The following is a 12,748-nucleotide window of genomic DNA, read 5'->3' as shown; positions in this document are numbered from 1 at the left end:
AGCCGCGCCTATGCCAGCGCCCCCACGGAATCCAGAGACGCCCGTTCGGTTCGTGAACGATCGAACCGGACCACAGGCACCACTTTGTCGGCCAGCAGCGCCCCGGCCGGCGTGAAATCGCCCGCCGCCGCATCGGCATAAAGCGTTGTCTCGTCCCCGCCGATGGTTGTCCCGGTGGCACCGTTCATATCGGACGTCCCGCCGTCGATATGGTTGTTGACGATGTTGAGGTCCGCATCCTCGGCTGCGGCCGAAAGCCATTCGAACCGCGTGAAAGCGTTGTTGGCGACATAGCAGTAGGCATCGAAATCGCCGTTGTAGATGCCGCCCCCGGTGAACCGGAACACCTGCCCGACAACGGTGTTGTGCGCCATGAACACATGGCTGCACGCATTGGTTATGGATGCGCGCGCATCCATCCGAACGCCGTAGTTCCACACCGCCTTGGTCCGCCAGATGTTGTTGACGACCAGCCAGTCCGTCACCGGCTCCTGGACGAACAGGAGCTGGCAGATCACATCGTTCGAGACGTTGTCCGCGATAACGATGTTCTCGCCATTCGCACCGTATTGCAGCTGCCACCAGTCGGCGTGGACATCCATCCGCGTGCGGAATGTCTTCGCGGCGGTTTTCACGTCCACGGCAGGCCAGGTGCCGGGGATCACGCCATCATCGGGGGCGAGCATCCACGCGGCCCTGCTGTCGTCGCCAAGCGTCGCTGCAAAGCCGGTCAGGCCGTTCAGCCAGTCCACCACGTTCTGCACGGTGTAATTGGTGTTCGCGTTGTAACCGGCCAGGTCTTTCACGATGCCGAACGTGCCGACGGTGCTGCCGTCCACGCTGGCCGTCAGCATATCGCCATTGCGTTCGAGCGTGGCGGCCGATCCCGCCCCGGTATAGTGCACCGTCAGGGCGTTGAGGCCGACCTGGTACATCGTGCTGTCGAAATCGGTTACGCGGTTGCCAACGACGCATTTGGCACTGTTGAACAGGTCTCCCCACATCGTATCGTAGCTGCACCCGCGCGAGAGCGAGAGGCCTGCCGCCGCATTCCACAGGTTGCTGAATGCGCATTCGGTTGCCCAGGCACCCTCGTCGTGGGTGGCCGCCCGCAACAGGGCGAACAGGCCATTGCGGTTCGCCTTGTGGAACAGGTCGTAACGCCCGTTGCTGTTGGTGAGGTTTATGCAGTCCACCCAGTTGTTGCGGATGTTCGCGAAGTCCGCCCTGTAGAGTTCCGTCGCATGGGCGAAATCGAGCGTGATGTTGCCGCCCCTCAGGTGGATCGCGAAGTTCGGCCGGAAATACGGCATCGCGGCATCGGCGGCAGGCGCGGGCTTGGTGAATACGACCGGGGCGCTCGCCTCGATATTCACCCATCCATCGACCCACGATCCGTTCGACCAGTTGGACGTTACCTGCCCCAGGTCATAGGTGCCCGCCTCGGTCACGGTGATAAGTCCGTTCACGGCATTGACGGACCGCAGGTAATTGTAGGCGTCCGTCATGTTGGTGAACACGCTTCCGGCAACCGGCGTGGCACTGGCGGCAACGGTGACCGAACAATCGTGCAGTTGGGCCTGGGGGCTGAACTGGTACGGCCCGATCACGCGATGCTGCATCGTCGCATCCCTGGGCACCGCTTCGAAATAGACCTGCGCGTGGCCGTTGCGCCCGTCGTGCTTAAGGGCCGCCCACCACCCGAAATAGGTCACCGGATTGCCATTGGCATCGTCGAACGAGCGGAAGGAAGGCGAAGCGATCTCCACGCTTTCGCCCTCGTAATGAACAATGACTTTCTCCAGGCCCATGTTGTCGAGCAACGAGCCGCCATTGCTCGCCCCGGCATAGACACCCACCAGAAGCTCGTCCGTGAACCACTGGTAGGGCGGCACCATCAGGCGCATCGCGGGTTTGGCCGTGCTGCGCGCCGGATCGGCCGGCGTGGACGCGAAACCGCTGGCGGCCGTGCCGTCCCAGCCGGCGGACGGAGAGATGGAAGGGAGCGGTTGCGTGCTTGCAACCGTCACCAGGTGCGCGGCGACGCGGTTCATGCCGCGAAAGCCGAATCCGAACCCTGCCATCAGGCCATGCCCACAAGATCACCGGCCGTAGTGCCCGCCGCGCGGACCGCCGATGCGCACACGTCCAGCACGACACCCGCCGGAACATTGCGAAAAACCACGTCGGCATCGGCATTCACGCTGCGCAGCGCAATGTCACCTGCCTGCCCCACATAGATGCCCTTGGTCGGCCAAGGCAGCGATGCCGCGTCGTCGGGCGTGATGCCGAAGCAATGGCGTGCGGGCGCGATCGGGCTGTCCGCAAAGTTCTTGTAATCCAACATATTGCCTCCACGATTGAAAACAAATCAAGAACTTCGTTATCATTCCGTCCCGCGTGTAGGAAAGTTGTTTGTGCGCGGCGGCGTGGCGCTTGATTTCGGTGCCGCGCCTGTCGAAGGTCGCCTGGAAGATGCGGCCATTTCCGGTAACGGCGGATGGCCGCAAACAGCGGGCGCGCAATATGGACAGAGCATGACCGAACCCGGTGCCAGGCCCGAACTGACGGTCATCATGGTCAACTACAACACGCGCGATCTTACCTTGCGCGCGATTGAAACCCTGCTTGCCAATGCGGGCGACGTGGCCTTCCGGCTTGTCGTGTGGGACAACGCATCACACGACGGATCGGCCGATGCGATTGCCCGCCGTTTTCCGGATATCGAACTGATCCGCAGCCCGGAAAATATCGGCTTTGCGCGCGCGAACAACGCGGTGGCCGCTTCCGCCGGAACCGAATGGCTGCTGCTGCTCAATCCCGATACCGAAACCCATCCGGACGCGGTCAAAAACCTGCTGACCTTTGCCAGGACGCATCCCGAAGCGGGCATCGTGGGCGGGCGCACGGTGTTTCCGGACGGATCGCTGAACGCCGCATCGTGCTGGAACCGGATGACGCCGTGGAGCCTGCTGTGCTCTGCGATGGGGCTGTCGCGGCTCTTGCCGCGCAGCGCGATTTTCAACCCCGAGGGGATCGGCGGTTGGCCGCGCGATTCGGTGCGGCACGTCGACATCGTGGTCGGGTGCTTCTTCCTGCTGAAGAGCGACCTCTGGCGCGCGCTGGGCGGCTTCAACCCGGGCTATTTCATGTATGGTGAGGAAGCGGACATGTGCCTGCGCGCGGCGCGGCTTGGCTATCGCCCGATGATCACCCCCGATGCGCAGATCATGCACCTTGTCGGCGCATCGACCGCAAAGCGGGAGGACAAGGTGGTAAAGGTCATGAAAGCCCGGTCCACGCTGATCCGCGATCACTGGAGCAGACGAACCGCGCCTCTGGGGCTGATGCTCCTCTGGCTGTGGGCGGCCAATCGGCGGATAGCCGCATCGATCGCTCCGGAACGGCCGGAACGCATCGTGTGGCGCGCGGTCTGGCGCCGGCGGGACGACTGGCTGGCAGGCTATTCAAGCCTGCGCTGATCGCCCTCTCCCTATCGCTTCGCGCAAGCCGCGCCCGAACACGTCCGCAATTGCCGGGCGCATGAAGCGCCGCGCATCGTCGCTGCGCTGCCATCTGGCCAGTTCCGCCTTCAATCGCGCCTCATCGCGGACCAGAGCGAGCATGGCCCGCGCGATGGCGCGGTGATCGCGGGCGTCCACCCTCAGGGCAAAGGGAAGCCCGTCAAACCACCCGTCCACCGCGGCACCTGACGGATAGATTATCGGCAGGCCGGCCATAAGCGCCTCCACGAAGACAAGACCGAAACTCTCGCGGTGCGAAGGCATCGCGAAGCCGGTCGCGCGGTGCATTCTGTCACGCAAGGCCGCGCGTCCAAGCGGCCCTTCGAAGGCTACGGCGTCCAGCCCGGCGGCAAGGGCGCGGCCCTGCGCAAGGTCGGCTTCGCTCCCCCCGCCGATGACGGACAGATGAAGTCGATGCCCCTGCCGCGCCGTCAGGCGGAGAGCCGAACACAGCCCCGCCAGGTTCTTTCCCGCAAGATTGCGCAGGTGAAAGGCGGAAACCAGCGTGCCATCCCCCACCACCGGAGTCAGCGGACGGTCCAGGTCGGTCGGGCATGGCATCATGTGGACGGGGCCGGCGCGACACCCAAGCCGTGCCTCCACACCGCGCAAGGCCCAAGGCGCAAAGGGCAGCACGGCGGCCGCATCATGGAAAATCCTGCGGAATTCCCCGCGCAGATCGGGCCGGGCGGCAAGGATCTTGAGATCGGTGTTGCCCTGGATGACAAGCGCAAAAGGCAGGTTCAGCCGCGTGGCCGCGCGCCGTACCGCTATGCCCTCTATCGTCAACTTGTGGGCGACAAGCAGGTCCGGGCCGGGCGCGCCAGCCAGCCTTGCCGCCAACCAGTCGCCAAGCCTGTGCAGCATCGTCTTGTGGAACAGCCCGCGCGGCGGCGCAGCATATTGCAGCGTCGTGCCATAGTCGAACGACTGTTCGCAAATCGCGATTCCCGTCTCCTGTCCGCGAGGCAGCAGGCCACGTGCAAAGGCCGGACCACCCGGATTGCGCCGGTTTATCGACACGGCGCGGTGATCGAACCCGTCAGCCGTTATGTCCAGCAGCGACCGGATGACCGGCGTCTTGTTCGGTTCGAACGGGTCGGGAAAATCCGCGCTGACGTGCACGACACGCGGGCGCCCCGCCGCACGCGCCCGATCATCGCGCGGCTCAGGACCGCCCATCCTCGCCATAACTGTAATAGGCGTAGTGATACCCGTAATTCTGCCCCGCCTCCAACGCGTGGAACCTGGTAAGCACAACGCCTGCGATATTGGCCCCGGCGCTGCGAAGGCGGCGAAGCGAAGCCTTTGCCTGGCCGAAGTGGATGCGATTTGCCTCGACGATGAAGATCGTGCTGTCGGCAATGCGCGATACGATCGCGGCGTCGGCAATGCCGATCACCGGAGAGGTATCCAGCACGACAAGATCGTATTCGTGGCGCACCCGTTCGATCAGATCGCGCAGCATATCGGATGACAACAGGGTGACCGGATCGGGCGGTATCGATCCGACCGGCAGGACCGAAAGGTTGGGCGTTTCCTCGCGCAGAAGCGATGCTGCCAGGTCGGCGCGGCCAAGCAGCACCTCGACTAGCCCGTTTTCGGGCCGCTCCCTGCCAAGCGACCGCGCTATCGCCGGCTTGCGCAAATCGGCATCGATCAGCAAGGTTCGCCGCCCTGCCATTGCCGCCTTACGGGCAAGCGCGACAGCGGAAACCGTCTTGCCCTCCGAAGGCTGGCTGCTGGTGATCTGCACCACGTTGCGGTCCTGCGGCAGGATCGATTCAAGCGTCGTGCGGATCGACGCATAGGCTTCCATCAGGTTGCCGTATGGCTTTGACGTTTCATCGGCCAGATCGCGTTCGGGCACGTCTGGCGTAACACCGACCAGCGGCACGCCCAGCTTGCGTTCCACATCTTCGGCAGGCCGCAGGCGATCGTCGAAAATGTCGCGCAACAGCGCCAGTCCGCCGCCCAGCCCCGCACCCAGAACAAGCGCGATGAGCAGGTTCTTCCAAAGCCTGGGGGAAACCGGCGCGGAAGGCACGTCGGCCCGGTCCAGCACGCTGACCGAATTGCTCTGCAGCTTCGCGGCGGACGAAATCTGGTTGTAGCGGTCAAGCAGGGCCGCAAGCTGTGTGCGCAAGGCCGCGGCATCGCGCGTCATCAGGTTATATCGCACGCGGCGGTCCTGCTCGTTCATCGTCGCGTCCGAAACCCGGCCAAGTTCGGCAGAGAGAGCCGTCTCCTGCTTGCGCGCGACTTCGTAATCCAGCCGGATGCCGTTTTTGACATCGGCGCTGGCGGTGGCGATCTGGCGATCGAGTGCCGCGATCTGCGCCTTGATCTCCTTGATCCTGGGATGGCTTTCCCCATAGCGCTGGTCGAGGTCCGCAAGCTGCCCCGCAAGCGAGGACCGGCTGGAGACCAGCGCCTGGATTGCGGCGTTCTGCTGAACCTGGGGCAATTGCGCGGCGGGGATATGCGCAACCGCTTCCCACCGGCCCTGGGCCTCTATCCGCCGTGCGCGGGCCGCCGCATACGTCTCGTTCACGTTCGAAAGCGTCGATACCGCAATCGACGGGTTGGCTTCTTCGGGACGCGCGCCATACACGCCACCGTCTCCGGCCGTTGGCGCTTCTATTACGATGCCGTTCGCCCGGGCATAGCTGTTCCTGGCGACTTCGGCCTGTTCAAGCCGGCTGCGCAGCTTCGCAATCTGCTCCTTCAGGTACTTTTGCGCATAGGCATTGGATTCGGTGCTGTCGCGCAGGTCTTCCAGCACCAGGTTATCGGCATAGGCGTTGGCGACCGCCGCCGCGAGTTCCGCGCTGCCCGCCCGATAGGTTATGGTGAGCATACGGCTGTCTATCGGGACTTCGACCTTGACGTTGCCCTGCAACGCGGCGGCCCCGTTGTCGCGCCGTTCGGCGCGCCTGCGCGCCGGCGGCATCGCTGCCGGCTTGCCATCGTCAGCCTTGCTGTCCGCGATTTGGGCCTGCTGCGCCCGGTCGAGCGAATCGAATACGTGAAGCGCCAGCTTTCGGCTTGCCACCACGTCGCCCGTGGTCTTCAGAAACCGGAAAATCTCGTTCACCGGTATGGCGTGATCGACGTCGCCCCCCTCGACGATATTCCTGCCATACGGATCGACGATGACCGTCGAAGACGCGGAATAGACCGGCTTCATCAGCACCGTGGCCGCAATGCCCAGCAACAGGGCAAGGCCGATGGCGCTCGCCAGGAAAATCCTCTGGCGATACAGGAAGCCGCGAATTGCCTCTGCATCGATCACGCTGTGGTGCGATGCACTATCCACCGGCGCGGCCGGCAAATACCGGTCGATCCAGCCGCCATTGCCATCGGCATCGAACCCCGCCGCGGACGCTTCATTGCGCATCGTTCAGCAGCCTTCGATCAGAACCGGGTGAACAATGCGAACGTGGGCAGCGCCTTGATCAGGTCCTGCCAGAACTGCGAAAGCCCGGATACGCCCACAACCACCCTGTCGTGCGGCATCAGCACGGGGTCCATCATGGCCCCTTGCAGAATCGCGCCGTAATCGAACTTCGCCACTTTCATGCCTTCCGCGGACTTGCGGAAGACTGCCACCTCGCTGATCCTGGAAACCTTGCTTGGCCCGCTTGCCAGGGCAATCGCACCCGACAGGCGGGCGCCGGGCCGGAATTGATAGACCCCCGGTTTTTCGACGCCGCCTTCCACCGTCACGACGTGCGAGCCATAGTCGAGCACGTTTACCGAAACCTGCGGATGCCGCAGGTATCCGGCCGCAAGGCGCCGCGTGACCGCCCGGGCAAACGCATCCGTGGACAGTCCCGCAGCTTTCACCGCGCCGATCAGAGGAAGCGAAACATCTCCACCGGCATCTATGTTTACCTGTTCGGCCGAAAGGTCGGGTTCACGGAAGACCCGTACCGAAATCGCATCGCCGGCATTGAGCGGGTAATCGGCGGGCACGCTGGCCGAATAATCGCCCTGGCCCAGCGCGGCCACGGGTTGCGCCGCGACGCCGCCCACCGTCGCTTCGGGAACATGAACGCATCCCGAAAGCATCAAGGCAGCAATGGAACCCGAAATAACGCCGACCTTGTATAGACGGCAAATCCTGACCATGCCCCTGCGCCCCGAACTCTTGATGCGGGTTTCGCTTAGACTTGCCCCTTATTGAACGCAACCGCCGCAATTACATCCGAATCGACGATTATATTCGGACTAAATACATCCATTCAGGATCGAATAAACATATCTACCGCACGAATTAAGCGTTCGCGCTCTGGCGCGAAGTCGTGCCTTCCGGTGGGAGAAGAGCGTGCGGCCAGTGCCGCGCGCAGCGCAGGCAGATCTTCCGCGACGGCGATACCCGGCGTGCCAGCCACCTGGCGGGCCATTGCCGCTTGATGGTCGTTGCGATGTTCTCCCAAAGCGAAGCGCCGAGGGACGATCACCAACGGCCTTGCGAACCTGCGCGCCGCCAGGATCGTGCCGATCCCGGCATGGCCGACAACGATCGACGCGCCGCGTACATGCGCGTCGAACTCGCCCGGCGGCATGAACGCCCGCGCCGTGAACATGGCGGGCGCATAGCCGGGCTGGGCGGTCTGCACGACAACCTGCTCGTCCAGCTCCACGGCAAGCGCTTCGAAATAGCGCATCAGGCGAGGGAAACCGAGTTGCGTGCCGGCCACACCGAAGATCACAGTATCCGGCCTTCGTATCGCGAACCCGAGGCGGATGCGACGTCCGGCCATTGCGAGAGGTGGACATGGGCAAATCGCCTTGCGTGCGATCCTGCGGCGGAAAGCCGTTCGGCGTTCGCCACGCTGTCGATCCACATCGTGCGCGCTCCCGCCAGGCGCGCCAGAACAATCGCGATGAGGCCCGGCATGGCCCCGGTCGTCACTACCCGTTGCGGGCGAAAGCGGACGATTATCGCCGCAAGCTGCACGGCACAGAGCAATGCGCGGAGCGGTTTGTCGGCATTGCAATCGGACACGATGGCGAAATTCCGCAAAGCGGCGCGTTCGGGAAGACCCTCCATGGTAGTCACGAACATGCACGCACCACTATCCAGCGCCGGACGAAGCAGCATCAGTTGTTCCCAATGCCCTCCGGCGGATGCGACTGCCAGAATGCGAACGGGCTTTTTCTTTGCCGCTACCACCATTTCGGATGTTTCAACTCACGCTTCATTGAAAGACTGTTAGGTAACAACCCCTGATCCGCCTATAGATTGCGGAAATGCAAAATGAAAACCGGTTCAGGGCAATGGCCCGGCGCTATCGGGCAACGGGATTTTCGCGCCGCCGTGTTTGAAGCGCCGTCGATTCCAAGCCTTGCGGGCGCCGTGGTCTATGTCCTCGTCGCCGGGCTTGCCGCGCGCGCTGCCACGGTCGCGCACCGCCAAGGCCGGACCACGGGCGAGATCCGCCAGTGGCGCGCCATCTGCGCGATGTTCGCGATATTCGCCGCGATAAGGGTGTTGAACATCGATCACGACGTGCAGGATATCGTGCGCGCGGCGGCGCGTTCCGACCGCATATATAACGCGCGCAGCGAATGGCAGCGGCCGGTTTCGGCCGCGCTCGTCCTGGTTCTGGGCGTGCTGGCCTACTGGACGGTGCGGACCATCAGCCGCCAGCGGAGAAAACCGGTGCAACGCGTGCTGGTCCTTGCGCGTTTCGCGGCCATTGCCATGGCGACCTATTTCGCCATCCGCCTTGTTTCGCTCCACGCGATCGACGCTCTGATCTATCGTGGCGGCATCTTTCGCGTGAATTATCTGATCGACATGGGCCTAGCGGGTTTAATCGGGCTTTGTTCGGCAATCTACGTCCGGCAAATCCGCCGCGAGCGGCCGCGATAGATTTCCACGCCCGCGAACGGCGGGACGCGGCGCATCTGCATGAAGGGTTGGCCGCTCTAATACCCGGCCCGCGCGGATTTCAGTTGCCGGTATCGACCTGGAACGTCCCGCTCACCCGACCATTGGCCTGAGCCGCACCCGATGCGCTGCCATCGACGCTCGACACGCCGGAGTTCAGGTCGATCACCAGACGCCCCCCGGTCAGCGTATCGGTTCCGCGCTTCAGGGTGACATTGCCGATCATCGTTATGATCTTGCGGTTGAAGTCGTACACCGCCGCATTGCCGCGCGCGCTTTCGCTCCCGCGCGTGACGCGCACCCCGCCGGTCGCATCGATCCGCTGGATGCGAAGCGAACCCTGGTCGCTGTAGGCTACGGTGGTGCGAGCCGCCTGCATCCGCAAATCGCCCTGCGTGATATCGACATCGCCCGACAGCACCACGCGCTTTTGCTTGTCCTGCAATTCGATCCGGTCGGCGGCGTAGTTTACCGGCCCCTTGGTATCGTGGCTGGCGATCGCCTGCGCGGCAAGGTGCTGCGCACCCGCGATGCAGGCGGCCGAAAGGGCGAATCCGATGGCGAAGGATCGCATCGGACGGGCGGCACGTATCTGGTCGATCATCGTCGTCATGGCATCTGCAGCTTGCCCGGCTCCATCTTGAGGCGCGCGTTGCCGTCAAGCGTGACGGTCCGCGCTGCCAGGTCCGCGATTATCCGGTCGGCAGAGAAAGTGCCAGCCGGAATGCGCCCGTCCACGCGGCCATCGCTGACCAGAAGGCGCTTGTTGAGGTCTATCTGAACGTTCTGGGCCACCAGCCTGTAGCCGTCGGCGGTTTGCAGGTTGACCGGCCCCTTCACGTTGATCAGCTGCTTGTCGAAATTGTACGCGCCCGCGCCGGCGGACAGGATTGCCGGCCCGTCCTTCAGCATGATGCGGGCGGTCAGATCCTTCATCTCCACAACGGGAACGTCGGCGGATGCCTGAACCGCATTTCCCGCCGTGACGGAAAAGTTGCGCCCCTTGTCGTCCTGCCCGCGATACATCGCGCTGATCGTGCGGAAGCGATCCTTGACCACGGCCACCTTGTTGCGATCCAGAAGGAACGAAACCTCGCCGCGCGGCGAAAGCGGCGCCAGTATCATGACGGCGGCCAGCACGCCGATCCCTGCGGGAAGGGCAACGGCAAGCACCTTCACCAGGCGGTCGTGCTGACCGCCGGGCGCAGCGAAATGCTGGCGGCGCGAACGCATCTGGTCGGCCTGGACGGTCATTGCCTGCCCCTGCAGCCTTATTCGTGACTGAAAATGTCTTTGTCGGACCAGCCAGCGATATCCAGCAACGCGCGCGTCGGCAGGAAATCGTAACAGGCCTGCGCCATCGCGGTCCGGTTTTCGCGGGCGAGGCGCTCAACCAGGATTTCGTGCATCGCATGCAGGTGGCGCACGTCGGATGCGGCATATTCCTGCTGGGCGTCGGTCAGAGCCGGCGCGCCCCAGTCGCTCGACTGTTGCTGCTTGGAGATCTCCTTGCCCAGCAACTCGCGAACCAGATCCTTCAGGCCGTGCCGGTCGGTATAGGTGCGCACCATCTTCGAAGCGATCTTGGTGCAGAACACCGGCGCCGCCATCACGCCCAGGTAATACTGGATGGCGGCAAGATCGAAGCGCGCGAAATGATAAAGCTTCAGCCGCGCCGGATCGGCCAGAACCGATTTCAGGTTGGGCGCGTCATACGTGCTTCCCGGCGCGAAACGGACGAGGTGTTCGTCTCCGTTCCCGTCCGATATCTGCACGACGCACAGCCTGTCGCGATGGGTGATAAGGCCCATCGTCTCGGTGTCCACCGCAACCGGGCCGGGGGCAAGCAGCCCGGCGTCCGGAAGATCCTCTTCGTGTAGGTATACCGACATTCGCCCGGCCTTAGACCTTGCGCCCGCGGTTGGAAAGGCTGCTGAACGTCACCCGCGCCCGATGCTGGTATAGACAAGCCCTGCCGCGCGCGCGTCTTCGGGTTCATAGACGTTGCGCAGATCGACAAGGACGGGCGCCTTGGCAAGGTCGCGCACCTTCGACAGGTCGAGCGCACGAAATGCATCCCATTCGGTTACAAGCACCACGGCATCGGCCCCTTCGATGGCCTTGTACGCGCCCGTGACCATCTCTACCTCGGGCATAAGCGGCGCGGCCTGTTCCATTCCTTCCGGATCGTAGGCGACCACTTTCGCGCCGACATCGGCCAGCGCCTGCGCAATGGCGATCGAGGGCGCGTCGCGCATGTCGTCGGTATTGGGCTTGAAGGTAAGGCCCAGCAGGGCAACCTTCCTGCCGCGCGCCTCGTCCTGCCCGCCCAGCGCTTCGATCACCTTGCGACCCATCGCGCGCTTGCGGCTGTCGTTCACTTTCACCACGGCCTCAACAAGGCGAAGCGGCGAATCATAGTCTTCCGCCGTCTTGAGCAGCGCCAGCGTGTCCTTGGGGAAGCAGCTGCCGCCATAGCCGGGACCGGCATGGAGGAACTTGGGGCCGATCCGGTTGTCCAGCCCGATGCCGCGCGCCACGTCCTGCACGTCTCCGCCCACCTTCTCGCACAGATCGGCGATCTCGTTGATGAAGGTGATCTTCGTCGCCAGAAATGCGTTGGCCGCATACTTGATCAGTTCGGAACTGCGGCGGCTGGTGAACACGATAGGCGCGCGGTTGAGGAACAGCGGGCGATAGACCTCGCGCATCACGTCGCGCGCCCAATCGTCCTCCGCGCCAACGACGATGCGGTCCGGGCGCTTGAAATCCTCTATCGCCGCGCCTTCGCGCAGGAATTCGGGATTCGAGACCACCGCGAATTTTGTGCCGGTCCCCGCTTCGCGAATGATCCGTTCCACCTCGTCGCCGGTTCCCACCGGAACGGTCGACTTGGTGACGATCACCGCCGGCCCTTCAAGGTTCGCGGCAACTTCCTCGGCCACGGCATAGACGAACGAAAGGTCGGCGTGCCCGTCTCCCCGGCGCGAGGGGGTCCCCACCGCAATGAAGACCGCCTGCGCGCCATCGATCGCGCTGGCAAGGTCGGTGGAGAATGACAGGCGGCCGGCCTTGACGTTGCCCGCCACCAGTTCGGCCAGCCCCGGCTCGTAAATCGGCATCACGCCTGCCTGCAGCCGCTCGATCTTGCCCGCGTCCTTGTCCACGCAGACCACGTCGTGGCCGAAGTCGGCAAAGCACGCTCCAGAGACCAGGCCGACATAGCCCGAACCCACCATTGCGATTTTCATGTCTGCTTTCCTGCTGCGCCTTGGTCCGGACCGCCCGCGGCGACCGTTTGCGCGGCGCACATAGCAACGGG

General features: G+C 63.8%; 13 protein-coding genes. 2 read left to right on the top strand and 11 right to left on the bottom strand.

Translation table 11 applies throughout. The annotated features are described in order from the left end of the window. Positions 1-8 precede the first annotated feature (8 nt). Entirely contained in the window at positions 9-2,084 is a 2,076-nt protein-coding gene (locus RXV95_RS03175) for a hypothetical protein (RefSeq protein ID WP_338467577.1), read from the bottom strand. Continuing rightward, the gene (locus tag RXV95_RS03170) at positions 2,084-2,347 is read right to left on the bottom strand and encodes a hypothetical protein (protein WP_338467576.1); all 264 of its coding nucleotides are present in this window, start codon (positions 2,345-2,347) and stop codon (positions 2,084-2,086) included. The genes RXV95_RS03175 and RXV95_RS03170 overlap by 1 nt, the downstream gene beginning before the upstream one ends. Positions 2,348-2,537: 190 nt before the next feature. Between RXV95_RS03170 and RXV95_RS03165 the strand changes: the two genes are divergently transcribed. Next, the gene (locus RXV95_RS03165; RefSeq protein ID WP_338467575.1) at positions 2,538-3,482 is read left to right on the top strand and encodes a glycosyltransferase family 2 protein; all 945 of its coding nucleotides are present in this window, start codon (positions 2,538-2,540) and stop codon (positions 3,480-3,482) included. Here the strand turns inward: RXV95_RS03165 and RXV95_RS03160 are convergent. From RXV95_RS03160 to RXV95_RS03140, 5 genes are all read right to left on the bottom strand, one after another. Then, positions 3,468-4,649: a glycosyltransferase family 4 protein gene (locus tag RXV95_RS03160; protein WP_338467574.1), complete on the bottom strand. Its 1,182-nt coding sequence runs from the start codon at positions 4,647-4,649 to the stop codon at positions 3,468-3,470. The two genes, RXV95_RS03165 and RXV95_RS03160, sit on opposite strands and share 15 nt — an antisense overlap. Positions 4,650-4,692: 43 nt before the next feature. Continuing rightward, positions 4,693-6,924, bottom strand: a complete 2,232-nt coding sequence (locus tag RXV95_RS03155; protein ID WP_338467573.1) for a polysaccharide biosynthesis tyrosine autokinase — start codon at positions 6,922-6,924, stop codon at positions 4,693-4,695. 17 nt (positions 6,925-6,941) lie between these two features. Next, a complete protein-coding gene (locus RXV95_RS03150; RefSeq protein ID WP_338467572.1) occupies positions 6,942-7,598 on the bottom strand; it encodes a polysaccharide biosynthesis/export family protein in 657 nt (218 codons plus the stop codon). Positions 7,599-7,771: 173 nt separating this feature from the next. Then, on the bottom strand, positions 7,772-8,242 hold the full coding sequence (locus RXV95_RS03145) for a glycosyltransferase (RefSeq protein WP_338467571.1): 471 nt from the start codon (positions 8,240-8,242) through the stop codon (positions 7,772-7,774). Beyond that, positions 8,239-8,634 (bottom strand): hypothetical protein, encoded by a 396-nt coding sequence (locus RXV95_RS03140; protein WP_338467570.1) that lies wholly within the window; start codon positions 8,632-8,634, stop codon positions 8,239-8,241. Before RXV95_RS03140 ends, RXV95_RS03145 begins: the two co-directional genes overlap by 4 nt. A gap of 156 nt (positions 8,635-8,790) precedes the next feature. On the opposite strand from RXV95_RS03140, the gene RXV95_RS03135 reads away from it, so the two are divergent. Next, complete coding sequence (locus RXV95_RS03135) at positions 8,791-9,408, top strand: hypothetical protein (RefSeq protein WP_338467569.1); 618 nt, start codon at positions 8,791-8,793, stop codon at positions 9,406-9,408. A 79-nt stretch (positions 9,409-9,487) separates the two neighbouring features. Here RXV95_RS03135 and RXV95_RS03130 read toward each other — a convergent pair whose 3' ends face one another. The 4 genes from RXV95_RS03130 to RXV95_RS03115 are packed head-to-tail and all read right to left on the bottom strand — an operon-like array spanning position 9,488 to position 12,677. Beyond that, on the bottom strand, positions 9,488-10,039 hold the full coding sequence (locus tag RXV95_RS03130; protein ID WP_338467568.1) for an LptA/OstA family protein: 552 nt from the start codon (positions 10,037-10,039) through the stop codon (positions 9,488-9,490). Continuing rightward, entirely contained in the window at positions 10,036-10,680 is a 645-nt protein-coding gene (lptC, locus tag RXV95_RS03125) for an LPS export ABC transporter periplasmic protein LptC (RefSeq protein ID WP_338467567.1), read from the bottom strand. Before lptC ends, RXV95_RS03130 begins: the two co-directional genes overlap by 4 nt. Positions 10,681-10,697: 17 nt before the next feature. After that, a complete protein-coding gene (locus tag RXV95_RS03120; protein ID WP_338467566.1) occupies positions 10,698-11,318 on the bottom strand; it encodes a ribonuclease D in 621 nt (206 codons plus the stop codon). Between the two features lie 48 nt (positions 11,319-11,366). Next, positions 11,367-12,677, bottom strand: a complete 1,311-nt coding sequence (locus RXV95_RS03115; RefSeq protein ID WP_338467565.1) for a UDP-glucose/GDP-mannose dehydrogenase family protein — start codon at positions 12,675-12,677, stop codon at positions 11,367-11,369. Positions 12,678-12,748: the final 71 nt, after the last annotated feature.

This window comes from Novosphingobium sp. ZN18A2 (genome assembly GCF_036784765.1).
GTDB lineage: Bacteria > Pseudomonadota > Alphaproteobacteria > Sphingomonadales > Sphingomonadaceae > Novosphingobium.
This window is presented reverse-complemented; position numbering and strand designations above follow the sequence as displayed.

Excerpts from the sequence above, each read along its gene's own strand:
- lptC (WP_338467567.1), bottom strand. The coding sequence starts at position 10,680 with ATGACCGTCCAGGCCGACCAGATGCGTTCGCGCCGCCAGCATTTCGCT.
- RXV95_RS03175 (WP_338467577.1), bottom strand. The coding sequence starts at position 2,084 with ATGGCAGGGTTCGGATTCGGCTTTCGCGGCATGAACCGCGTCGCCGCG.
- RXV95_RS03155 (WP_338467573.1), bottom strand. The coding sequence starts at position 6,924 with ATGCGCAATGAAGCGTCCGCGGCGGGGTTCGATGCCGATGGCAATGGC.
- RXV95_RS03170 (WP_338467576.1), bottom strand. The coding sequence starts at position 2,347 with ATGTTGGATTACAAGAACTTTGCGGACAGCCCGATCGCGCCCGCACGC.
- RXV95_RS03115 (WP_338467565.1), bottom strand. The coding sequence starts at position 12,677 with ATGAAAATCGCAATGGTGGGTTCGGGCTATGTCGGCCTGGTCTCTGGA.
- RXV95_RS03140 (WP_338467570.1), bottom strand. The coding sequence starts at position 8,634 with ATGCTGCTTCGTCCGGCGCTGGATAGTGGTGCGTGCATGTTCGTGACT.
- RXV95_RS03135 (WP_338467569.1), top strand. The coding sequence starts at position 8,791 with ATGAAAACCGGTTCAGGGCAATGGCCCGGCGCTATCGGGCAACGGGAT.
- RXV95_RS03120 (WP_338467566.1), bottom strand. The coding sequence starts at position 11,318 with ATGTCGGTATACCTACACGAAGAGGATCTTCCGGACGCCGGGCTGCTT.
- RXV95_RS03150 (WP_338467572.1), bottom strand. The coding sequence starts at position 7,598 with ATGCTTTCGGGATGCGTTCATGTTCCCGAAGCGACGGTGGGCGGCGTC.
- RXV95_RS03165 (WP_338467575.1), top strand. The coding sequence starts at position 2,538 with ATGACCGAACCCGGTGCCAGGCCCGAACTGACGGTCATCATGGTCAAC.
- RXV95_RS03130 (WP_338467568.1), bottom strand. The coding sequence starts at position 10,039 with ATGACGACGATGATCGACCAGATACGTGCCGCCCGTCCGATGCGATCC.